This window comes from Shewanella sp. AS1, assembly GCF_021412565.1.
Taxonomy (GTDB): Bacteria; Pseudomonadota; Gammaproteobacteria; order Enterobacterales; family Shewanellaceae; genus Shewanella.
The window spans coordinates 73,941-96,535 of record NZ_JAKCLJ010000009.1 but is presented as its reverse complement, the minus strand read 5'-3'; the positions used below and the strand labels follow the sequence as shown (position 1 = coordinate 96,535).

General features: G+C 50.6%; 24 protein-coding genes. 13 read left to right on the top strand and 11 right to left on the bottom strand.

What is annotated here, in order from left to right; translation table 11 throughout:
* Positions 1 to 25 precede the first annotated feature (25 nt).
* The 6 genes from hpf to LZP69_RS12360 all read left to right on the top strand — a co-directional run bounded on the left by hpf (position 26) and on the right by LZP69_RS12360 (position 3,821).
* Positions 26 to 313 carry a ribosome hibernation promoting factor gene (gene hpf / locus LZP69_RS12385; protein ID WP_234200953.1) on the top strand — a complete coding sequence of 96 codons (288 nt, stop codon included), beginning with the start codon at positions 26 to 28 and terminating at the stop codon, positions 311 to 313.
* Between the two features lie 2 nt (positions 314 to 315).
* Positions 316 to 759: a PTS IIA-like nitrogen regulatory protein PtsN gene (gene ptsN, locus LZP69_RS12380; protein ID WP_234200951.1), complete on the top strand. Its 444-nt coding sequence runs from the start codon at positions 316 to 318 to the stop codon at positions 757 to 759.
* The gene (gene rapZ, locus LZP69_RS12375; RefSeq protein WP_234200950.1) at positions 756 to 1,610 is read left to right on the top strand and encodes an RNase adapter RapZ; all 855 of its coding nucleotides are present in this window, start codon (positions 756 to 758) and stop codon (positions 1,608 to 1,610) included. Before ptsN ends, rapZ begins: the two co-directional genes overlap by 4 nt.
* A complete protein-coding gene (locus LZP69_RS12370; protein ID WP_234200949.1) occupies positions 1,600 to 1,872 on the top strand; it encodes an HPr family phosphocarrier protein in 273 nt (90 codons plus the stop codon). Before rapZ ends, LZP69_RS12370 begins: the two co-directional genes overlap by 11 nt.
* Before the next feature lie 95 nt (positions 1,873 to 1,967).
* Positions 1,968 to 3,335, top strand: a complete 1,368-nt coding sequence (gene mgtE / locus LZP69_RS12365; protein WP_234200948.1) for a magnesium transporter — start codon at positions 1,968 to 1,970, stop codon at positions 3,333 to 3,335.
* A 267-nt stretch (positions 3,336 to 3,602) separates the two neighbouring features.
* Positions 3,603 to 3,821: a hypothetical protein gene (locus LZP69_RS12360; protein WP_234200947.1), complete on the top strand. Its 219-nt coding sequence runs from the start codon at positions 3,603 to 3,605 to the stop codon at positions 3,819 to 3,821.
* A 55-nt stretch (positions 3,822 to 3,876) separates the two neighbouring features.
* On the opposite strand, the gene LZP69_RS12355 is transcribed toward LZP69_RS12360, so the two are convergent.
* Together LZP69_RS12355 and mnmD are read right to left on the bottom strand one after the other, a co-directional pair.
* Complete coding sequence (locus LZP69_RS12355) at positions 3,877 to 5,523, bottom strand: VCBS repeat-containing protein (RefSeq protein ID WP_234200946.1); 1,647 nt, start codon at positions 5,521 to 5,523, stop codon at positions 3,877 to 3,879.
* Positions 5,524 to 5,598: 75 nt separating this feature from the next.
* Positions 5,599 to 6,306 carry a tRNA (5-methylaminomethyl-2-thiouridine)(34)-methyltransferase MnmD gene (mnmD, locus tag LZP69_RS12350; protein WP_234200945.1) on the bottom strand — a complete coding sequence of 236 codons (708 nt, stop codon included), beginning with the start codon at positions 6,304 to 6,306 and terminating at the stop codon, positions 5,599 to 5,601.
* A 413-nt stretch (positions 6,307 to 6,719) separates the two neighbouring features.
* Here mnmD and LZP69_RS12345 point away from each other — a divergent pair, with 413 nt between their 5' ends.
* The 3 genes from LZP69_RS12345 to LZP69_RS12335 all read left to right on the top strand — a co-directional run bounded on the left by LZP69_RS12345 (position 6,720) and on the right by LZP69_RS12335 (position 10,930).
* A complete protein-coding gene (locus LZP69_RS12345; protein WP_234200997.1) occupies positions 6,720 to 9,065 on the top strand; it encodes an ATP-binding protein in 2,346 nt (781 codons plus the stop codon).
* A gap of 1 nt (position 9,066) precedes the next feature.
* A complete protein-coding gene (locus LZP69_RS12340; RefSeq protein ID WP_234200944.1) occupies positions 9,067 to 9,969 on the top strand; it encodes a mechanosensitive ion channel family protein in 903 nt (300 codons plus the stop codon).
* A gap of 61 nt (positions 9,970 to 10,030) precedes the next feature.
* Entirely contained in the window at positions 10,031 to 10,930 is a 900-nt protein-coding gene (locus tag LZP69_RS12335) for a DMT family transporter (protein WP_234200943.1), read from the top strand.
* Between the two features lie 108 nt (positions 10,931 to 11,038).
* Here the strand turns inward: LZP69_RS12335 and LZP69_RS12330 are convergent, their stop codons facing one another.
* Positions 11,039 to 11,194: a hypothetical protein gene (locus tag LZP69_RS12330; protein WP_234200942.1), complete on the bottom strand. Its 156-nt coding sequence runs from the start codon at positions 11,192 to 11,194 to the stop codon at positions 11,039 to 11,041.
* 625 nt (positions 11,195 to 11,819) lie between these two features.
* On the opposite strand from LZP69_RS12330, the gene LZP69_RS12325 reads away from it, so the two are divergent.
* Positions 11,820 to 12,440 (top strand): MliC family protein, encoded by a 621-nt coding sequence (locus tag LZP69_RS12325; protein WP_234200941.1) that lies wholly within the window; start codon positions 11,820 to 11,822, stop codon positions 12,438 to 12,440.
* A gap of 72 nt (positions 12,441 to 12,512) precedes the next feature.
* Here the strand turns inward: LZP69_RS12325 and LZP69_RS12320 are convergent, their stop codons facing one another.
* The gene (locus LZP69_RS12320) at positions 12,513 to 13,106 is read right to left on the bottom strand and encodes an LON peptidase substrate-binding domain-containing protein (protein WP_234200940.1); all 594 of its coding nucleotides are present in this window, start codon (positions 13,104 to 13,106) and stop codon (positions 12,513 to 12,515) included.
* Between the two features lie 347 nt (positions 13,107 to 13,453).
* Here LZP69_RS12320 and LZP69_RS12315 point away from each other — a divergent pair, with 347 nt between their 5' ends.
* Positions 13,454 to 13,915: a YhcH/YjgK/YiaL family protein gene (locus tag LZP69_RS12315; RefSeq protein WP_234200996.1), complete on the top strand. Its 462-nt coding sequence runs from the start codon at positions 13,454 to 13,456 to the stop codon at positions 13,913 to 13,915.
* Positions 13,916 to 13,973: 58 nt separating this feature from the next.
* Here LZP69_RS12315 and LZP69_RS12310 read toward each other — a convergent pair whose 3' ends face one another.
* From LZP69_RS12310 to LZP69_RS12295, 4 genes are all read right to left on the bottom strand, one after another.
* The gene (locus LZP69_RS12310; protein ID WP_234200939.1) at positions 13,974 to 17,171 is read right to left on the bottom strand and encodes an efflux RND transporter permease subunit; all 3,198 of its coding nucleotides are present in this window, start codon (positions 17,169 to 17,171) and stop codon (positions 13,974 to 13,976) included.
* Between the two features lie 12 nt (positions 17,172 to 17,183).
* Positions 17,184 to 18,323: an efflux RND transporter periplasmic adaptor subunit gene (locus tag LZP69_RS12305; protein WP_234200938.1), complete on the bottom strand. Its 1,140-nt coding sequence runs from the start codon at positions 18,321 to 18,323 to the stop codon at positions 17,184 to 17,186.
* A 124-nt stretch (positions 18,324 to 18,447) separates the two neighbouring features.
* Complete coding sequence (locus LZP69_RS12300) at positions 18,448 to 18,876, bottom strand: hypothetical protein (RefSeq protein WP_234200937.1); 429 nt, start codon at positions 18,874 to 18,876, stop codon at positions 18,448 to 18,450.
* Positions 18,877 to 18,993: 117 nt separating this feature from the next.
* Positions 18,994 to 19,371 (bottom strand): STAS/SEC14 domain-containing protein, encoded by a 378-nt coding sequence (locus LZP69_RS12295; RefSeq protein WP_234200935.1) that lies wholly within the window; start codon positions 19,369 to 19,371, stop codon positions 18,994 to 18,996.
* Between the two features lie 97 nt (positions 19,372 to 19,468).
* Between LZP69_RS12295 and arfB the strand changes: the two genes are divergently transcribed.
* Both arfB and aroQ read left to right on the top strand, forming a co-directional pair.
* The gene (arfB, locus tag LZP69_RS12290; protein ID WP_234200933.1) at positions 19,469 to 19,885 is read left to right on the top strand and encodes an alternative ribosome rescue aminoacyl-tRNA hydrolase ArfB; all 417 of its coding nucleotides are present in this window, start codon (positions 19,469 to 19,471) and stop codon (positions 19,883 to 19,885) included.
* A 145-nt stretch (positions 19,886 to 20,030) separates the two neighbouring features.
* Positions 20,031 to 20,483: a type II 3-dehydroquinate dehydratase gene (aroQ, locus tag LZP69_RS12285; RefSeq protein ID WP_234200931.1), complete on the top strand. Its 453-nt coding sequence runs from the start codon at positions 20,031 to 20,033 to the stop codon at positions 20,481 to 20,483.
* 143 nt (positions 20,484 to 20,626) lie between these two features.
* On the opposite strand, the gene LZP69_RS12280 is transcribed toward aroQ, so the two are convergent.
* The 3 genes from LZP69_RS12280 to LZP69_RS12270 all read right to left on the bottom strand — a co-directional run bounded on the left by LZP69_RS12280 (position 20,627) and on the right by LZP69_RS12270 (position 22,588).
* A complete protein-coding gene (locus LZP69_RS12280) occupies positions 20,627 to 21,679 on the bottom strand; it encodes an MJ1255/VC2487 family glycosyltransferase (RefSeq protein WP_234200930.1) in 1,053 nt (350 codons plus the stop codon).
* Between the two features lie 21 nt (positions 21,680 to 21,700).
* Positions 21,701 to 22,240, bottom strand: a complete 540-nt coding sequence (locus LZP69_RS12275) for a phosphatase PAP2 family protein (RefSeq protein ID WP_234200928.1) — start codon at positions 22,238 to 22,240, stop codon at positions 21,701 to 21,703.
* Positions 22,241 to 22,333: 93 nt separating this feature from the next.
* Positions 22,334 to 22,588 carry a uroporphyrinogen decarboxylase gene (locus LZP69_RS12270; RefSeq protein WP_234200927.1) on the bottom strand — a complete coding sequence of 85 codons (255 nt, stop codon included), beginning with the start codon at positions 22,586 to 22,588 and terminating at the stop codon, positions 22,334 to 22,336.
* Positions 22,589 to 22,595: the final 7 nt, after the last annotated feature.

Genomic DNA, 22,595 nt, shown 5'->3' with positions numbered 1-22,595 from the left:
CAAGGGAAACCGGAGGACTGATTTTATGCAAATTAACCTGACTGGGCACCATATCGAGATCACCCAATCTCTACGGAACTATGTTGAAGAGAAGTTTTCAAAGCTTGAACGACATTTCGATCAGATCAATAATGTGCACGTTGTTTTAAATGTCGAAAAATTGCTGCAAAAAGTTGAGGCAAAGTTACATCTTCGAGGTGGAGAAGTTTTCGCGACATCGGAACATGCGGATATGTATGCCGCAATAGACGCCCTGATAGATAAACTGGATCGTCAGGTAATTAAACATAAAGAGAAGCTTACTAAACATTAACGATGGAACTAAGTACCATCCTGCAGCCGGGGGCCACAACCTGCGCGACCCCGGGCAGTAAGAAAAAGGTACTGGAACTTATCAGCGATTTAGCCGCTGTCCAGTACCCAACCCTTTCCTCGCAAGAGATTTTCGAAAGCCTGTTGGCGCGAGAGAAGATGGGCAGCACAGGTATAGGCAACGGAATCGCCATCCCACACGGACGGCTGACCAATATCGAACAACCTGTGGCTGTATTTATCAAATGTACCGAACCCATAGCGTTTGACGCCATAGATAACCAGCCGGTCGATATCCTATTCGCACTATTGGTTCCTGCTGAGCAATGTGAGCAACACTTGAGCACCTTGGCCGCCATGGCGGAAAAGCTAAATGACAAGGCGATAGTAAAGCAGCTCAGGAAAAGCCAGGATGAAGCCCAGCTCTATCAGGTGATCACTCAATGAAATTAGTCATAGTATCGGGGCGTTCAGGCTCAGGAAAATCAGTTGCACTGCGAGTGCTTGAAGACCTCGGATACTATTGTGTCGACAATCTGCCACTACAGATGATGAATTCACTACTGGCTCAACTCAAAGACAGTAATGAACTGGTCGCCATCAGCGTCGATGTACGTAACATGACAGGCCAGAACTCCCATCTGAGTAAGCAGTTTGCCGACCTTGGCAAAGAGGTTGAGCTGCAAAGCTTCTTCTTAGATGCCTCTGATCAGGTGCTGCTAAAACGCTACAGCGAAACCCGTCGATTGCATCCCCTCTCCCGGTCACAGGTCTCGCTAAGAGAAGCGATCAAGCTCGAAGCCAAGATGCTTGACCCCATAGCCAAGCTGGCCGATCACTATATCGATACCTCCAATCTGAATATCTATGAACTGAGCGATCAGGTCAGAGAGATACTGCTAGGCACGGTCGATAAAGAGTTGGTGATCAACTTCGAATCCTTCGGCTTTAAATATGGCCTGCCAGCGGAAGCGGACTTTATGTTTGATGTGCGTTTCCTGCCCAATCCTCACTGGGAAGTGGAACTGCGCCCACTCACCGGACTCGATGAACCTGTACAGCACTTCTTGCGCCAGCAACCCCTGGTAAATAAATTCATCTGGCAGATAGAAAATCTTATCGGGACCTGGTTACCTCACTTAGAGCGTAATAATCGCAGCTACCTTACGGTTGCTATTGGTTGTACAGGCGGCCAACACAGATCTGTCTATGTCACAGACCAACTTGCCAAACTCTTCAGCCAGAGTAAACATAAGGTACAGGCGAGACATCGCGAGCTGAAACAAGATGAAACTTGAACGCCAGCTCACCATCTGTAACAAACTTGGCTTACACGCCAGAGCCGCTACTAAGCTTGCAGTGCTTGCGTCTCAGTTCGATGCCCAGGTAACCCTTATCCAGGGTGACAAACAGGCCTCGGCCGCCAGTGTGCTGGGATTACTCATGCTAGAAACCGGTATGGGTAAAACCATTACCGTCACCAGTGAGGGCAAAGATGCCCAAGCCGCACTGGATGCCGTCAGTGCCCTTATTGACGCCAAATTCGATGAAGCCGTATAATCTGCGCAGCTTGCGTCATTCGTCAGTATGATCCCGCTTTATAATCAAAAATTTATACATATCTGAATTCATCGTTTCACTGCTAAGGGGGAGCTATGCCGATCGAAGTATTAGATAGCGAAACCACAGATCAACGCTTAAACCAGCTCACCCAAGCCCTTAGCAGTGGCATGTTTGTCCATGTTCGCAATATGCTACATGACATGGCTGCCTCAGATGTCGCCTTTATTCTCGAATCCTCACCGCCCCGTACCCGCCAAGTGCTATGGCAATTGATCGACCAATCCCATACAGGCGAGATCTTAGAGGAGCTGGGAGAAGAGCTAAAAGATCACCTGATCACCCAGATGAGTCCAGAGCGCGTCGCCAAAGCGGCCGAAAGCATGGATACAGACGATCTGGCCTATATACTACGCAGCCTGCCAGACAGCGTTTTCAATCAGGTGTTGCAATCGATGCGCTCCCAGGACAGGGCGCGTGTCGAGCAGGCGCTCTCCTATCCTGAAGATACCGCCGGCAGTCTGATGAACACAGATACAGTGACCCTCAGACCGGACGTCAATATCGATGTGATCCTGCGTTACCTGCGCATTCGCGGGCAATTGCCCGAGGCCACAGATACCCTCTATGTGGTGGATAAGGATGACAGCCTGCTTGGTGGGGTAAGGATTGCCGATCTGCTGACCTGCGATCCCAGCGCCTCGGTGCGCGATATCATGAACGACGATCTCGAAGGGATCCCCGTTTCCATGGACGATGGTGAAGTGGCGCAGCTGTTCGAGCGACACGACTGGGTATCCGCGCCCGTAGTCGAAGAGCAGACCAACCGCCTGCTGGGACGTATCACCATCGATGATGTGGTTGACGTGATCCGTGAGGACGCCGAACACTCCATGATGGGGATGGCGGGGATGGATGACGACACAGACACCTTCGGGCCGGTATTGAAGAGTACCTTCAGACGCTCGCTTTGGCTGACGGTCAATTTGTTTGCAGCACTCTTGGCCGCCTCGGTGAGCAATATGTTTGAAGGCACACTGGAACAGTTTGCCACTATCGCGATTTTGATGACGATCGTGCCCAGTATGGGCGGCGTAGCCGGTAATCAGACCCTGGCACTGGTGATCCGCGGTATCGCACTGGGTCAGATAGGCCAGAGTAACTCCCGCTGGCTAATCGGCAAGGAGCTTGCCATCGGTTTTCTCAATGGTTTGTTATGGGCAATATTAGTGTTTGCCGCCGTCTCGCTGTGGAAAGGAGATTTGCAACTGGGCGCACTGATAGGCGGCGCTATGTTAATCAATATGACGGTCGCGGGTTTTGCGGGCGCCAGCATTCCGCTGCTACTGAAAAAATTCAACGTAGACCCGGCCTTAGCTGGCGGTATGGTGCTAACCACAGTGACAGATGTCATTGGCCTGTTCGCCTTCTTGGGACTCGCGACCCTAGTGCTGCTTAATTAGATCAAGCTGGCTTATCCCTATATGTGATCTGGCTAGCTTCGATGTGATGCTAGCCTAACACTTTCACCGCTCACTTAATCCCCTTTAATCCCCCGCACCAAAATGGTGAAATTTGGCAGATATTTGTCCAATTTAAGGCATACGCAATCAAGCTGTCACCCTATTTCTCTAAACTTGGCTCTCTAAAATCAGCCTTCTAAACTTGGCCGGCAAAATTTGGCATAAGTTTCGCCTATCAAGTGAAACAAGATAAAAAATGAGGGAAGAATGATGCGAGCCAACAGCAGGGAGTTTACCCAAATGCTTAAGAGCGAGGTGGAGATGGGACACCACTTACCCTCGGAGATAGTCACCCAATTCGGCCTATCCAATAGAGAAGTGTTTCTCTGGTTAAAAGAACAGGAAACTCACGCGGCTAACGCTCCGGCGGATGCCCTGCAACAGGAAATAGCCCTAATCCAGCGGCAGATGCAAAGGTTGAATTAATCCCCTTAAGTCGTCATTAACAGACAGGCCCGTTAGCAAAAAACGGCTGCGCTCTCTAGCGCGCCATAAAGACCACAAACGCCTGCTGAAGCCCCAGCTTATCCTGACGGCCATAAGAGATCAGCAGATCGCTCTTGCCGTCATGATTAAGATCATCACTCTGTACCAAGGTGCCATCGCTGGGCAGGGTAAGTTTGAAGCTTTCACTGCTCCTGGAAAACAGCCGCTCCCCTCTTTGATCCGAATCATGCTGACCCAAGTAGATCCGCAGCGCCTCATTACCATCAGATAACAAGAGATCTTTTAAGTCATCCCCATTCATATCGGCCAGTAAGATCACAGGTGCGCCGCTCTGGCCCGAAGTCAGACTGAAGTTCAGTTCCACCGACTGCTCAACATTAGGCTCATTAGGAAACTTGCCCTCGCCGTTCATCTTAAACAGGAACACATCCTGATCTATGCTGCCGGAGATTAAGGCGCCTATGATCTGCGACAGCCCGATATCAAAACCTGAAACCAAAACTTCATCCACCTTATCCTGATCTATATCCACCAAGGAAAACCCGGTTAAGGTGCCCTCGGCATGGATCACATTGTGGGCAGACTTGGCAAACTGCACGCCTTTTTCTGAGCGCTGTCCTAGGTAGATCTCATAGTCGTTTACTCTATCGAGCACACCACGGCTCTTGGTATAACGCACCACCATATCCACCAGCCCATCTTGATTGGTATCTTTCAGCTGCTCCACTTTGCGATAAATCAGGTTGCTTTGATCCAGAGCCTCACCATAGGCATCACGCTGATGCCACCAATCCAGGCCGTTAATCGCCTGACTCATAGAGACAAAGGTAGCCGAAGAGGCAAACTTACCATCGGCCAGCTGAGGATAAGACTCCAGCTCGCCCTGCCCCACCTTGATAATATCCTCCCTGCCATCGAGATTAAGGTCGGCGAAAAAACGGCTCGCCTCTATGTATCTGGCGCCATCCTGATACTGAAGCACATCGGCGCGAATAGGCAGGGTCTGTGCTCTGAGTCCCTGGGATTGCTGAATCAATACCTGGGTCTTATCTATGCCGCCGATAATAAAATCATCCAAACCATCTTTATTGAGATCGCGAACAAAACTGCCCCGCGTCAGAAAATCCCCTCTCGCACTTTGCACTAAGGGAGAAACAGGACTGAGCGAGGAGAAGGCTATTCCTTCTGGGCTTAACAGCAACTTAAACAGCTCACTGCCACTTAAAAAATAGAGTGATTGCAGACGCTCTGGGGCTGTCTCTTGATACTCGGAAAAATCGAAGGCTAAAAAACCGATAGGCAGGGGGTGAGAAAACAGCTGTCGATAGCGCCTATCCTGTGTATCTAAACCACCCTGTGCATCTAAACCACCCTGTTGCTCTAAACCATAGACAGCAAGATGGCGCTGATGATTGTCATCTATACCAAGCACCACCAGCTCTTTGGTGGCATCTCCCGACAGATTCAGGCTGAGCACGGGGTGAGTTAGACGAAATTCCGCCTCGACCATGTAGGGCGCCATTTCCGGTAACGGCACCTGGGCGGCCGTAAGACTAAGAGGTAATAAGCTAAGAGAAAATAGGCTAAGCGGTAACAGGCTAATGGAGACGAGCACCCTTGCTTTCCTGACAAGCCAAGACCACAACTTAGCCTTAGTAAACCCTAGCCCAATGTCTGACATGCTCAACTCCTTTGCTTTGTGCCGCACACTTAATCCTTTCGCCGAAACGCTGAAACACTCACTCTCGAAGTGAGCTCAACTCATCTTCCATGCCCGCGTCATCTCCCGCCGCCCTAGGGCTCCGGGATGCGCTTTTACGCTAAATCCCGCCGCCTTGAGATTACGTTTAAATTGACCATTCGCGCAATAACTGACGAGCATTCCCTGGTTCATCATCATAGGATAGAGGCGATCGAAATTATCCTGTGTCCATAACTCTGGCTGTTTACTCGGTGCAAAGCCATCGTAATAGACTAAGTTAACCGAATTATCGGCACCTTGGTAGTCGGCCAATTTCCCATGCACCTTATGCAGCACAAAACCTGGGATAATCTCCACATCTGTATCCCAGGGCGCCAGATGCAATTGATCAAATAACGAGGCTAAAACGGGTGAGAGTTGCTGCTTGTAATTAAGCTGGACAATCACATCCCAGGGAACCGGATAAGCTTCTATCGAGGTATAGTGGATAGGAACTTCTATCTTAGCGGTTTCAGCCAGTGCCTGTTTCAGCGTCAGTATGGCGTTCATGCCTGAGCCAAAACCCAGCTCTAAAATACGCACCAGCTTAAACTCGGGCGAGAGCGCCTGTAAGCCTGACTCGATATAGACATGTTCAGACTCGCTCATCGCCCCATTATGGGCATGGTAGCTGTCATCGAACAGGCTGCTCATCAGGGTATGGCTACCATCTTTTGTCATCTGAACATAGATATTATTGTTTGTCTCTGCGCATTTGCTCATGATTAGGGCGTGTTTATCTTTCAAGGTGGCCAGGATTATAACCTAATTCAACAGCCCCATCAGCGCCTAACCAGGCAAGCTGAATCGAGACTTAAAACCGCAAAAAAACGGAGACGTTTTTAGATGAAATTCTCATTCTTGCAATCAAGCTCACACAAAACTGACGGTTAATACTGAGGCTGACTAGAGCTGAATAAAAAATAAACGTATAGTAATCTGCTGGCTGTTTACCCGACTCACAAACGATATTTACTGTATTTATCACCAGCTTACTTCTCCCCTGTTACACTTAAGTAGCTGAACCGCGACGCATCACAGTAATAATTGTGATTAACGCCCTTTGGCAGCGCATAAGGATAAGCAGTGAACATAAGATAAGCAGTGAATATAGGATCAACAATTAAGTGACCACAATGACAAGTGTACTCAGGTTTATATTATCTCTGCTATTGATACAGGCTTTCGCGGTACATGCGAGCTGGGAACAGGACTCACAATCTGAGCCAGTGAGCATCTCACCCGCCGCCGAAGAGCTCTCCGCCGCGGTAGAAGCCCTGCCCGATCCGCTGTTTATCAGTGACGCTGAGCGGCAGCAGATAGACAGATTGCTGGGCGCCACAATCAATCAGATCCAAGGGGATATCGCTAACTTTAAGACACTGCTAAACCGCTACCACACCAATAACAGCGATGAAAACTGGCTTGAAGTACAGCGCCAACAACTGACACTGCTGAGCCTAAGCCAGTCCAAACAGAGGCTACTCAAGCTCAGCTCAACCGATACCTTTAATAAGTTAACCGGCTTTGGCCCCCGGGGCGTGACGCAGTTTAAGAAAGAGTTTCAGCTGGCCAGACTCAATACTGAGTATCTTATCCTGTTTCAGATTCAGAGTTTCAAAGCCTTTTTACGGGATCTGACCATCTCACCCGTACCCATTCTCGCGGCCTTTTTCAAACTGCTGCTGCTTTATCTGCTGCTTAACTGGTGGCTGAAAAACAGCAAGAAAGTGATCCAACATCTGCGTCAGCCTAAGCCAGATCAACTGACCCAGCCCTGGTGGGTCAAAATCCTGCTCTATTTAGGATCGGCCAACCGCCCTATCGCTTGGCTGATTGCCATCACGGCATCACTGCGGACCCTCAGCAGCCTACCGAGTCTGCAACACCTGATCTTCCTCGAAATCATCGTTTGGTGGATCTTAGGCGGCTCGATTGCGATTAAATTTATCCTCGAATTCGCCTATCGCAACAGTCGTAACACCAATAAAACCATCACGGCGCTGCGTTTATCCACCATACGTTATTATGTCTGGAGCATCATTGTCACTGGCGTGATATTACAACTGGCACAACGCTCTATCGGTCAGGGTACCATATATCACTGGATCTCTAATCTGGTGTTTTTCTGGTTTGCCTTGATCACCATACTGGTTATCCACAAATGGAAAAACCATGTATTCAGTCCGAGCAATGAACAGCTCGACGCCCCCCTGGCTATCCGCTGGGCCATCAATAACAAAAACAGTTTCGGCCTATCTATCATAGCTACAGCCATCATGATGGGTTGGCTCCTTGAGCGCAGCACCAAGCAATACATCATTGCCAGCCTGTCCAACTATGCCTTCTTCAGTCAGGCGCTCGCCTATCTGTTTCGCATCGAAGTGGCGAAACAGACCCAGAATAATGGCGGCAACAGCAATCTAGTGCGCGTCAAGAAAGATGAGGTATTCCAGTATATTCTGCCCGGCCGTGAAGATAGCGAGCTGATTGATTACCCGGCCAATGAGATAAAACAACTGTCGAAATACCTGTTATCGGATAATCCGGCCATGTGTGTTGTCAGTGGCGAGCGCGGTATAGGCACAACCACACTGCTGAAACAGCTTGAATACAAAGTTAAAAATGCCACTGCCATCTATATTAACTGTCCCATTGCCGGCTACAGCGAGTTATTAACCCTGCTCGCTACCGAGTTAGGCCTAAACAACGATGCCAGCGAGATCCAGATACTGAGCCACCTGCGAAAGAGCGAGATCTGCTATTTTCTGGCCATAGATAACGCCCAGCGGCTGGTTAAACCCAGAGTAGGCGGCCTGGGCGATCTGATCAAATTTGCCAACCTAATGCGCCGCTCCAAGAAAAACCACCGTTGCGTGATGGCCATCGAAAAGTCCAGCTGGCGCTTTGTGGATCGCGCTCGGGGCGAGCGCCTGCTGTTCGACCATGTGGTATTCCTCCCCAGATGGAGCGAGGCCCAGATAGCCCAGTTGCTCACTTCTCGCATCAATACCGAGATAGAAAATCCGGTAACCTTCGAGGGGTTAGTCGTGCCCAAACAGTGGGATCAGGAGGAGATTACCGAAGAGGAACGGGCCCGCACCGGCTTCTTTCGCATACTCTGGCACTATGCCGATGGTAACCCAACTGTGGCGCTGCGCTTCTTCCGCCTGTCACTCAGACGAGATAAGAGTAACGACAAGGTGGTAGTACGCCTGTTTAATGCTCCGGAAAATGAAGATCTGGAGAAGATGCCCAAGCCCATGCTCGCCATACTGCGCTCTGTGGTACAACTTGAGGTTTCCTCACCGGAAGAGCTATCTGAATGTACTCAGCTCACTATCGCCGAGGTGATTGGTACCCTAAGGTATTTCGAGAGCCGAGGGTATATTGAGTGGACAGATGATAAGGCGCGTATTTCCGATCACTGGTATCGCTACATAACCAATGCCCTCCACCGTCAGCATCTTTTGGTGAAATAAGATGAATAAGTTTTTAGTCACACTCATATTATTGGCGTTCAGCTCAGCAGCCTTGGCGGCCAATGAAGATCCGGGTTCACACCTAGAGAACCTGACGCAAATCACCAGCCTGATCCGCTGGAGTGGAGTGATATTCTCCTTTGTGGTGCTGCTCGCCGCCTGGTTGCTGCTGCGATTTGTCAGCAAGATGGTCGATGGGATCAGTAGCCAGTTTGTGCAGTACCGCATGGTGTTACAGAAGCTGCAATCCTTCTTCCAGTTCTTCGTCTACATGACCGCAGGTATAGTGGTCTTTATGATGAGTTTTCGTATTAACGAACAGATCCTGACCCTGATAGGCGGTACGCTGGCTGTCTCTGTCGGCTTTGCCATGAAAGATCTCGCCGCCTCCTTTATCGCAGGGCTAACCGTGATGATAGACAGGCCCTTCCAGGTAGGCGACCGGGTGACCTTCGAAGGCCATTATGGCGACATAGTCACTATCGGCCTACGCTCGGTGCGTATGCGTACCCTGACCGACGATATCATCACGATTCCCAACAATAAGTTTTTAAGCGAAGTCACCATCAGCGGTAACTATGGTGAGCTGGATATGCAGTGCGTGATCCCCTTCTATGTCGGCATGGATCAGGATATCAATTTAGCGCGGGATCTTATTCAAGAAGCCGCCTCCTCCAGCCGCTATATCCACCTACCAAAACCTGTGGTGGTGCTGGTCAATCAGTCTATGGCAGATAACTATCTGGCGATTAAACTCACCTGCAAGGCCTATGTGGTCGATACGGTTTATGAAAAATTATTTGAAACTGATATTACCTTAAGGGTAATGAAGGAGTTCAAAAAACATGGTATCAATCCTCCTGAAATTGCCGTTCGCAGCCATGTTAACAACGGTAATTCCTGATCGCTTTGCGACTCACCTGAGCGAATAACTGAATCGGGCTGCGTCTTAATAAGGGTTTATCATGAATGTGCTTTTAGCCATGATCCCCGCTTTTTTCTGGGGAACCACCTATGCAGTGACACAACTGACCCTGCCAGACTGGCCACCCTTACTGCTGGGCATGCTACGGGCGCTGCCTGCCGGGCTGATACTACTTGCCATCCATCCCAGTCTGCCCAAACGTTCTGAGTGGCCAGTTCTGGCGCAGCTCGGCCTGCTTAATATCGGTATCTTTCTGAGTTTAATCTTCGTCATGGCTCAGACACTGCCCTCAGCCATTTCCGGGGTGGGTATGGTTTCTACACCTGTGTTTGCCATGCTGTTTCATTGGCTGGTCAGCAAGAAACGCCCCGATAAAAACCAGTTAATTTTTGGCGCCCTGCTTATCATCTTGGCCTGGTTACTGTTCGATCCCGACGCCATCAGCCTCAACCCAATAGGCCTTTTAGCCATGCTGGCGGCCATCGGCTGCATCATAGTCGGTAGTACAATCACAAAATCCTTGGGGACACGCATCCATTGGTGGACTGTTTTGACCTGGCAAATGATTATCGGGGGCCTGATAATGCTGCTTGTCTCATCACTCCAGGCACTGTTTTCCCCCGAAGCCTACTTGAATATTATAGCTGAAGTTAATCAATTAAATATCATAGGTTTAGTCTGGATTATCTTGCCAAACACTGTCATTAGTTATGCTCTTTATGTCTGGCTGTTGCAGCGCATGAGTGTGGTTGACTTTACTTTTGGCGGCATAGCCAACCCGATAGCAGGGATTCTGGCTGGAATGGTATTACTGGATGAGAGCTTTAATACACATCAATATTTGCTGATGGCAGGCATGATACTCGCCTCCCTGATGCCGCAAATCTTGCTGGTGATCAGACGTAAGCGAGATAAGACTAGCTCATCTAGACTCGATTAGCTGTTAATCTAGACTCGCTACGCTTGATATTATGCTGGAATATACAAGGCTGGGATGCTTGTTCACCCGAACAAGCCTCAGCAAATCCTAAGCGTCAGTTATTGCTTGTCAGTTATAGCTTAAAACATAACAATCGGGTTCTTCGTCTTTCAGGTCGGTTTCATTGCCATCGAGCATCTGTTCAAGATATTCGATACGCTCCTGACGCCCATTGTCACTTTCAAATCCCGGCATACTCTTTTCTTCACCTATTGCGCTTTTCATCATCGACACCCTAGCCTCAGCCCATCAACAAAAATAAAACACAGTAAAATGTTTTATTTTTTAAACACCCACTATTGATTTAATGACCATTAAATAGGCTTGTCAATGAATTATATTGGTCAAATAAATATACCAAAAAGAAAAACAGAGGCAGAATAATTAAGTGCAAATATATGAATATTAAACAGTTAAAACTAATCTTCATTGGCAGGAGTAAAAAACCAAGCGTTTAAATCTGGTGTTAATAAATAAAAAATAATTTACTTGCTGCTAAATTACCCAAAGATGCTTGCTCAAAAAATAAAACAACCGTTTAACTTATGTCAGCAACTGGCTTATTATTTTCGTTAAGCGGTTTTGGGATCAGGAAGCAATATAGGGCAGTTTTCTGGCAATGCCTTTTTACCATTGAGCAAAACCCTAAGTGTCATCTCCCCCCTCCATGCGTTTTCTCGAGATCAAGGTAAAACCCTCATCTTTCTAACAGGCTAATCTTTTTAACAAGCTAAAATATAAGCGACAAAATCAAAACGATGAGCCTTTCACTCTGAAGATAACAAATTTGCTGACACAGGGTACAGAGGATATCCTCAGTAATATCTTCTCCTTACTTTTGGCTTTTACTATGACCAAACCTATTTTGGTATCACTGCTTACTGGCATCTTTCTGAGTGCTTGCACCAATCCCCCTTCAGAGGCAAAGCAAGAACACTTAAGAATAACTCCCAGCTTCGATTGCGCCGCACCAGAGCTGAGCAGTGTTGAGACCCTTATCTGCCAGCAAACAGAGCTCGCGGTACTCGATAATCAGCTGGCTCAGGTTTATGCCCGAGCACAGGCCAAGGCAGAGAATCAACAACCCCCTCTGCTTGAGGCAGAGCAGCGAGGTTGGATAAAAGGACGCAACGAATGTTGGAAGAGTGCAGATCAACGGCTGTGTGTTAAGGAAAGCTACCAAAATCGCATCATCACGCTCCAAGCCAAATATCGCTTAGTGGACTATTCACAACCTGTCTATTTCGCCTGTGATGGCAATCCCGCCAAAGAGGTAGTTGTCACCTACTTTAAGACTGAGCCGGCAACCCTGATCGCCGAATATGGTGATAGCAGCAGCTTAATGATCATACAGCCCAGTGCCAGCGGCACTCACTACCAGGGCCGTAATGAAGCTTTCTGGGAACATCAGGGCGAGGCGACTATCACCTGGGGTTATAATGCCCCCGAGATGCTATGTAAGCCTAAATAAAATCATAAAAATGAATGCCCGACAAATCATAGATCTGCCGGGCATTTTAGCTTGTCAGTGCCAGTAGCAGGCTTACTCTTCCGCCCTTGAGCTTCTCGCATGGGACTTGATCAGTTCGAGCACAAAATTCATCGTCTTATGGCAGTCGGGCTGATTGACCAGCACCTGTTTGTCGCGATTATAGAGAGGCAACACCTCCAGCCAACGCTGACTGACCCAGGTTGCATCGTCCAGATGCAGATCTGAGTAGAGATCAAACAGCGCCGGATTAACCTGATAAAACTGCTTTAAGGCCGCACTGATCAGCTCAAACTCACCTCGAATCGGCTCCTGCTGCCAGTTATTACTGGCCATGGTTCGGGCGATCCAGTTACCGTCACGGCGCTGAGCCGCGGACAATATTTTTACCCTCTGCTTGCCCTCAAGCACTAAGCCGAGCGCATCATCTTCGAGTTGATTAAAATCGATAATTTCACATTGAGTCGCGATTGGATAACAGGGAGGAATGGCATTGGCTTTTTGCATGGCAAAAGCCAGTGCATAATGTCCCTTGAGCACTTCGGCAATTAGACTCAAGGCACAGGGACCTGCAACCCTAAGCTCCAGGCGGCCGCCGGGTAACAACAGATCATCGCGCGTAATTAATGCCATCTCATGGGTTAACATAGCAACCTCCTCCACATGGTCGGTGCCTGCCGTGTTACGCGATCCTTGGCAGAAATCAGTGACCAGGAGCAATATCTGTAAAGTGTAGCAGTTGATAAAATTACTGCTTGATGGCCAAGATCTATCCTCCCTCTTCCCTGCTTAACCATCTACAAATTAGACCTAAATTTTAGTCACTTTGTTGCATAAAAACTAACCTGAGCCTGCAGCACTAGCTAAGTGTTTATTAGATAATAACAAACTGCTTTGAGCCACTCGGGCTATAGTTTAAGATGCAGATCCCGCGACCATAGATGATGGGCGGCAAAGAGCGTGAACCCACAATCAACCAAGCTGAGCTGGACGCCATGATAATAGATACCTTAGATAATATTGCCCTGTACACACACCTCAGCCCACGCATAGCTGCAGCACTTAAGCATCTGGCCGATACCGACTTTTCTAAGCTGGAGGTGGGAAGCTATGAGCTCGACGGCAAAGATCTGTTTGTGATAGTCAACGACTACCAGACCAAGCCCAAAGAAAACCAGCCCTTCGAAGTACATAGGCGCTATATCGATGTACAGTTTGTAGTCTCGGGTGAAGAGGAGTTCGGCTATCTGCCCTTAAAAGATCAACTGCCCTCTAAGCCCTACCATGACAAACATGACTACGCCGAATTTGATTATGAGCCCAATCAGGCCGATGCTGCCTTTATCCCGTTAAAGGCAGGCATGTTCGCCCTCTTCTTCCCCCAGGATATACATATGCCGGGCACAGGCAGCACGCCGACACAGGTCAGAAAAGTGGTGATAAAAGTTAAGGTCTAATATAAGAGCCATAAGAGCCTAAGGCCGGAGGCTAAGACCTCCGGCCGAACTAGATCAATTAAAGATCTCGCCGATAGAGCCACAGATAAAGGGTTGGCAGCACGAGCAAAGTCAGTGCAGTCGAACTGAACAGGCCACCCATTATCACCACGGCCAGCGGCTTTTGTATCTCACTGCCCACGCCACTGGAGAGCAAAATCGGCAGCAGCCCCAGCGCCGAGGTCAGCGCCGTCATCAACACGGGACGCAGTCGACCTATGGCACCCTCATACACACAAGTAAACAGCGGATCATTTGTCTGCCTGCGCTGATTAATGGCATCCACCAGCACCACGCCATTAAGCACGGCCACACCGAACAGAGTAATAAAGCCGATGGAACTGGGCACAGACAGATAGGTACCACTAAGATATAAGGCCAACACACCACCAATCAGCGCCAGCGGCACATTGACCATGATCAGCCCCACCTGCTTTATCGAGGCGAAGGAAAAATAGAGCAATAAGGCGATAAGGACGATAGAGACAGGCACGACCAAGATCAGCTTCTGCTGGGCGCGCTGCTGATTCTCATACTGCCCCCCCACCACTAAGGTATAGCCGGGCGGCAACTGAACCTGAGGCACCAGAGCATAAATGTCGGCCACCACAGACCCCATATCGCGCCCGGAGACATTGGCCTGCACCACGACGCGTCGCTGCACATCATCACGGCGAATATTGGGCGGCGCCATCTCTACCTGCACCTCGGCCACCTCCCCTAAACGCACGGTAGCCCCGTTCACTCCTTCAAGCAGCAAGTCTCGTAATACATCGGGCGAGCGACGATATTCGGCTGCCAGGCGCACATTGATATCATATCTGGCGTTCCCCTCTATCACCTGACCTGCACTGACACCGCCCACGCCTTGACTCACCAGGCTCATCACATCATCGACGCTGATCCCATAGCGTGCCAACAGATCCCGTTTAGGCCTCACCACCAGCTGCGCTTCGCCGGAGACCTGTTCTAGGGACACATCCACTGCGCCTGGGATCTGCGCCACCAGCTCGGTGAGCTGCCCCCCTTTCTGGGATAATACATTCAGATCTGGCCCAAACAGCTTGATTGCCAGCTGCGCCTTGACGCCCGAGAGCAGCTCATCGACCCGGGTCGCGATAGGCTGGGAGAAGGTGAGCAGCAGACCGGGAAACTCACTCAACTTCTGTTCCATCAGCCGCTGCAACGCTAGGCGATTGTGAGCCGATTGCCATTCCTCTATCGGTTTGAGGCCGATATAGATCTCAATATTGCTCACAGGCTCAGGATCGCCTCCCAGCTCGGCGGCACCGATCCGGCTCAGGGCGTACTCCACCTCGGGAAACTCAAGCAGTAATTGCTCCAGTTTCGGAGCCACCTCCAGAGCCGTGTTGAGGCTGGCGGTTGGCGCCAGCGTCACCCTGAGGTTGATTGTGCCCTCCTCCAGCTCAGGCACAAACTCTGTGCCGAGTCTTGGCAACAGCACCATACTCAAGGCAAACAGCAGTACAGCGCAGAAGAAAACGGCCTTAGGTCTAGCGATCACTTGGGCCAGCAGCCTGCGGTATCCCGTCTCTAGCGGGGTCAACAGCACACTGCGCCTTAAGGTGACACCACGGCGAAACAGATACACAGCCAGTGCCGGCACGGCAATCAAGGCCACCAGGAGTGCCGATAACATGGCCAGAATAATACTCACGGCCATGGGCTGAAACAGCTTACCTTCGACCCCTTCCAGGGCAAACAGAGGCGCAAACACTAAGATAATAATAGCGGTAGCAAAGAAGATAGGTTTACCCACTTCAAATGCCGCCAACATGATACGCACCTTGATGCCGCTGGCCGTACCTTCTGGCACACCATCTTGATCGCCATGATAAGGGTCAAGCACATTATCTGCCCGCACCCGAGCGTCCTGTAGATGACGCCTGTCTGGCTGGGTCAGATGCTTAAAGATATTTTCCACCATCACCACAGAGCCATCCACCAGCATGCCGATGGCGACCGCCAGACCGCCCAGAGACATAAGATTTGCCGACATGCCTAAATAACTCATCAGCATCAGAGCCAGGCCGATAGAGATAGGAATAGAGAGCAGCACCAGCAAGGTGGCACCGAGATTGACCAGAAACAGGGCCAAGATAGTCAAAATAAACACAAAGGCCATCAGCAGGGCATCCGTGACTGTGGTGACCGCCTTATTGACCAGATCCGCCTGATCGTAAAACACCTCGAAAGCCACGCCTTGGGGCAAAGCCTGTTGAATCATGGCGGCCCGCTTATTGATATCCTCTATCGTGGCATTAGTATTGGCACCCATGCGTTTTAACACCACGCCCGCCACGACCTCGCCCAGCGCCTGCGGCTGACCTGAATCATCCCTACGGGTCATAGTCACGGCGCCGACACGGACCTCACTGCCATAGGCGATGTTGGCAATATCCTCGATGCGCACTGGGGTTCCCGCCACTTCGGTCAGGGGGATTTGCGCTATCGCCCTCAGCCCAGCGTCACCGGCAGGCAATAAACCATAGCCGCGCACCACCAGCTGTTCCTGGCCTTGTTCCATAAACCAGCCGCCGGCATTGCGATTATTGCTCTCAAGCGCAGCTGTCACCTGCTCCATAGACAGCTTGTAACTGCGCAGTCGGTTGGGATCCACCTGCACTTGATATTGACGTACATCGCCGCCAAACGAAAGCACCTCTGTCACCCCGGAAACCGGCATCATAAGCAGCTTAACCAGATAATCGTTGAGAGATCTGAGCTCAAAGGCTGAGATCCCCGCTCCCGGCTCGGCGCGAAGAATGTATTGATAGATCTGCCCCAACCCCGAGGTATTGGGGCCGATTTCAGGCACACCGACCCCCGATGGGATCATCTCCCGTGCCGCCTGCAACTGCTCAAACACCTGCTGTCTGGCAAAATAGATATCTGTGCCCTCGGCAAATACCACAGTCACAATCGACAGGCCCGTGCGCGACAAGGAACGCACCTCTGTCACCCCAGGCAAGGCATACATGGCCGACTCCACTGGATAACTGATAAGTTTCTCCACCTCCTCAGCCGCCAGCCCCTGGGCATCTGTGTTCACTGTCACCTGCACATTGGTGACATCGGGAAAGGCATCCAGATTCAGCTTGGGCAGGACGATCATACTGGTGATCACAGCACCCAACAGCGCCAGCACCACCAGCAAGCGGTGGCGCACCGCCGCGGCAATTATTGTCTCTAACATAACCGCCTCCTACTAGTGGCTGTGTATATCGAAGCCAGACTTAGCTAGCTCAGAGGCCAAAAAGAAGGCGCCGGAGATCACCACCTTCATCTCTGGCTCCAGCCCAAGTACCAGACTCAAACCATGCTGACGCTCTATCACCTCAACCTCGACCGCCTCGAAGCCATCTTCATCTTCGACAAACACCTGCCAGTCACCATCGGCGCCTCGGGTAAGCGCGGCATCGGGCAACACCACACCCGCCACACTGGGATCATGCAGATAGATCTCGGCAAACTCTCCTGCATGTAATTCATGCCCCGGATTGGCCAGCGCCAGCAGTATCGACTCAGTGCGGGTCATCAGATCTAACTCATGGGAGCGACCGATTATCCTGGCTTCACGGCTGAACTCACCCACCTTGACCAATGCACTGTCACCTAAGTTGACACGCTGGGCCTGCTGCGGCGTCAACTGTGCCTCGACCCAGAGATGCGACTCATCGGTCAGCTGCATCAGAGCCGTACCTGCCGCGACCAACTGACCTAACATCGCCATATCCTGCTGCACCCGACCGGCGATTGGCGCCAGCAACTGATAACGGCCAATGGCCGCCGGAGAGGATTGCAGATTGTTGATCTGCTTTGGCGTCATCTTCAACGCCTCCAAGGTGGCACGGGCAAACTCGGCGTCCACCTGTGCCTGCAAGCGTTCACTCTCACTCACAGTGCTCTGACTCATACGCCGGATCCGATCCCACTCCGCGGCAGCCTTAATATAATCAGCCTGAGCCTGAGCCACTGCGGCGCCGCCCAGAGTAAGCAGTGCCTGTCCCGCGACCACTTCCTGACCCGGCACCACATGGCGCTTAAGCACTCTGACTTCAAGTTGAGGCGCTAGAGTAACGGTTCTATCTCGATCCACTTTAAGGGTCGCGGTTGCCTGTGACGCCAGGCTGAACTGCTGCTGTGACACCTGCTGCACTCGGATTGCCGCCAGTTGGCGCTGTTTTGGCGATAACATGAGTGCCTGGCTGTGTTGCTCCTGCCCAGCAGTGTCTTGCGCCTTATCATGCCTCTGGTTATGAGAGTGATCATCTTCGCCCGCGGCGAGCACAGAGAAAGAGAACAAGCAGGCGAACCAGCCTGCCGTTATAGTGACTGTTTTTTTCATTAAGATTGATTCCAAGCAATAGCCTGAGCGACGCACAACTGAATGCGTACTCGGCCCAAAACAACGACTCGCCCTTGCGACTAAAGGCCACAAGCGAGCAGTAAAAAGATCAATAAGCTTGAAATCAGGCTATGGGTGGGCGGTAACTGGGTTGTGTATCGGGCGGGAAGTAAAGTTTACTAGGGGAAGCAGGCCGATCAGCCAGCGCCATCACGGGGGTTGCGAACATCTGGGATAACAGGCTCAGATGACCGCCATGGCAATGGCAATCGAGACACAGGTCTGTCTCCTGGGTCTGTATTTTTTTGATCTTATGGGCATGGGTCGCCGCTTTGGGGTCGGTCTCGAGTTCACACTGGCAATCTAAACACGGCTCGAAACTGATAATTTGTGTGGTCAGCTGCAGATGCGGGTGGTTATCGTTTTCCTGCTCATGGTTACCCAGATGCAGCTGATGGGCGCTAAAATTTGCCACGGCAAACTGCAGCGTCACTAGCATCACCATCAGCATCTGGGCGATGCGCCCTGTCCGATAACCACAGATTCGATTCAAACTAAATCCATCACTCGTTCACTAAACCTAGCACTCATTAACCAAAAACCTGGATACTCATACCCTGTCAGGGTAGACAGACCCTGCCTGCCGGCAGAAGTTCAATCACCCGGGTGATCACTGGCTTAGAGGGCAACTCAGCTTGGCCGTGATCCACTCGATCGCCTGAGCCTTCTCTTCCAGCGGATACCAAGCCACTTCGCCTTGCATAAAGGGGCCCATCAGACGCACCGCATTACCGAACCAGTCCGGGCCGCCAACTAAAACCAAGGCATCAAAACCAGGCAACTTGACTTCACCCACGCCAGAAAGCGACTGGCTCTCCCAACCCTCAAGCAACACATCGGCCTCGATATAAATACAGGTTTTTCCCGACTGAGTCTGGTACTCTGCAAGAATTGGCGCTATCTGCTGACAATAATCTTTCGTCGATAGACGACCACTGGCAAATAGGCTGATCACACCATTGGTGATATCGGCAATTTGACATAACATAAACCTGACTCCGCAAGGCGAGTTAACATGATTTGTTGAGCATTCTGCCTCATTTCATGACCTTAATGATATGCCCAAGCGCAAATAAACGCACAAAATGATCAAAATCAGCAATCGCATACTACTGGAAGATAAGGAGATAGAATGGCAATTTATTCGTGCCAGCGGCGCCGGTGGCCAGCATATCAACAAGGTCTCTACCGCCGCGCAGCTGATCTTCGATATCAATCTATCCTCTTTGCCGGAGTTTTATAAGACCCGACTGCTCAATAAGCGCGATCATCGCATCACCAAGAGCGGCAAGATCATCATAAAATGCCAGAGCAGCCGCAGCCAGGAGAGCAATCGCGAGCAGGCCTTAGCGCAGTTTATCGCCCTAGTGCAGAGCGTGAGTGTCATAGAGAAGAAACGCATCGCCACTAAGCCCACCCGAGCCAGTCAGCAGCGACGGGTCGATACCAAGAAGCAGCGCGGCGCCACTAAGGCGCTCAGGCAAAACAAGCCGAAAATCTGATCCTATCTCCCGGCAATCAGCCCACCTTTGCCTACACAACGCAGGATTTTTATTTTCGGTTAACAAGATCCCGCCCAATTATGCTAACTTGCAGTTATCTATCAAAAATCAGATGCGATAACGCATCCCTCTCAAGGGTATTGGCATGAGCAGTCAGGCAAAAATATTATTGGTGAATGGCCCGAACCTGAATCTGTTGGGCAGACGCGAGCCGGGGCATTACGGCCACCACAGCTTAGATGAGATAGTGGCGCAGTTAACTCAGGCGGCCAGTGCGGCTAATGTAACACTGACCCATATACAGTCCAATGCGGAACATGAATTGATCGAGGTGATACATCAGACCGATGCCGACTTTATCATCATCAACCCCGCCGCCTTTACCCACACCAGCGTGGCGCTGCGCGATGCGCTCTTAGGCGTCGCCATCCCCTTTATCGAAGTGCACCTGTCGAACGTGCATGCCCGCGAGCCCTTCAGACATCACTCCTATTTCTCTGATAAGGCGGTGGGGGTGATCTGCGGCTTAGGCGATAGCGGCTATCACTATGCGCTGGATGCGGCGATCAAAAAGATCAGGGCTAAACAAACAGCTTAAGACGCAGATGACATAGCGTGAAAACGAGACTCGAGAAAACAAGACTTTAAAACAAGCTCAGCCAGTGACACCTTAAAAAACTATTCAAATGCCGAAAGCCTGCCAAGGGTTTTCGGCATCTGTGTTTTTATGAGTCTCAAGCATCAGGCACTCTTCTTACGCCAGCCTTCCGGTAACGCTACCTGCTGCCACAGGCTTTGGCATAAGGCCTCCTTAGTGTGCCAGCGCCCTTGCTTTATCCAGCTCACCAGAGCATCCCCCACCTCAGGGTATTTGATAGGCTCGGGATTTGAGGCCTTAAGCCAACGCTTTACCACATGAGGCTCGAGACGCATCATACTCTCAGCAGCGCCCAACAACTGCAGCGCGGCCACATTGGAAAGCTGCTCAAACTGACCATGCAGGGGCTTAACCAGCAATTTCTTGCCTAATGCTAAGGCTTCACTGGCAAGCTCAAACCCGGCCCCCGAGATCACCCCGCCGCAGCGCGCCAATTGCGCCTTAAATTTATGGCGACTGAAACCACACCAGAGAATATTGGCGCTACAGTTCGCAGGCCTCGGCGCGCCGTGATAGACATGAAAACGATAGCCATCGAAACTGTGCAGCAGGCTGACAATGTCCTCGGGCGACTCGAATGGCAGATAGACCAAGATCTCATGGGGCTCATGACTCACAGACTTATCGACCTCAACAAAAGGCGGCAAAATGGGGTAGCCGAAATGGTGCCAGTGACAACCAAGAGAGATTTGTACCGGTGCAAAATAATTCAAGATCATCTGATTAAACCAGTTATCACCCACCTTGGGCACATCGTGCTGCAGCGCCGCCTGATGGCTTACGCCAATTGAGGGAATCCCCTGATTGCGCGCCGCCCAGGCAGAAACCGGTTCAAAATCATTCAGCACCAGATCATAACCACTCAAATCCAATTCGCGCACATCTTTAATCAAGGCCGTTAATGAGTTCTGCCAAGCCGTTTGCGCCACATTGACTCGCCCATTCTGAGTCGCAAAAGTGAGCCCGGCATGAGCGCGATAGCGACCAAAGCACTGCATATCGAAATAGTGGCTCACCTCTCGCCCGGAGAAGAAAAAATCCACCTCGACTCGCTGCGCCTTCAGCGCCTTTGCCATCACCCGCGCCCGGCTAAGGTGACCGTTGCCCGTACCTTGTACTCCATAAAGAATTCGCATAATTTATGACTCCATAGCCAATCAATAAACGGAGGCAAGCCAGTGGATAGCAAGATAGCCGCTGCCGCCTCCGAGCAGAAAACCCGCCGCAATATCCAGGGGGTAATGTACACCCAGCACAATGCGCGACAGGCCGATAAGCAGCGCCCAGCCGTAAACGAATAACATCATCTGGGGATAAATTGCGGCAATACTCGTGGCCATGACGCAAGCTGCCGCACTATGACCCGAAGGCAGACTGAATTTATCTGATGGCTGAAAATCCAGCCTGAGCTGCAGCCCATCGGCCAGAGAGATGCGATCGCAAGGACGCGTGCGGCGTATACTGTTTTTCAGTAGCAGATAGAGGGGAAGTTCCAGCAGAAATCCCACCAGCGCGGTATTAAATAACTGAAAGCCCCGCGCATCGAAATAGCAGAGCGCCAGAATGAGCAGGAGGTAAAGGGGACCATCGCCACTGGCGGAAATCCATCTGGCTTGAATATGAAGCTGCTTTTGATGGCCAAAGTGGTTAATTAGGGCAAACACTTGGCGATCAAGCTTAATCAGGGCAGTAAACATAAAGGCTCCGGATCGCGTGTTATCGATCAGGAGCCTAAAACAGTGCTATGACGGCTAAGTGACGCCTAGCCTAAAGATTTATGACAGAGACAATTAAGCCTCTGCGGGGATCCCTGCTTGTGGACGAGCACGGAAAATCTTGAACAGATGATAAACGTTAATACAGGCAACAAAGGCGTTCATGCCTGCTACAGGCCATGCTGAGATATAGATCCCGTAGATAACAAACAGGGCACAACCGGTAAAGTTTAGACATCTTAACCAAACAATGTCTTTCATCATCAAGGATATAGCAACCATTACTGACGCAGAGTATCCAATGAGTTCAATCGTATTTAAAGCTTCCATAAGGCAC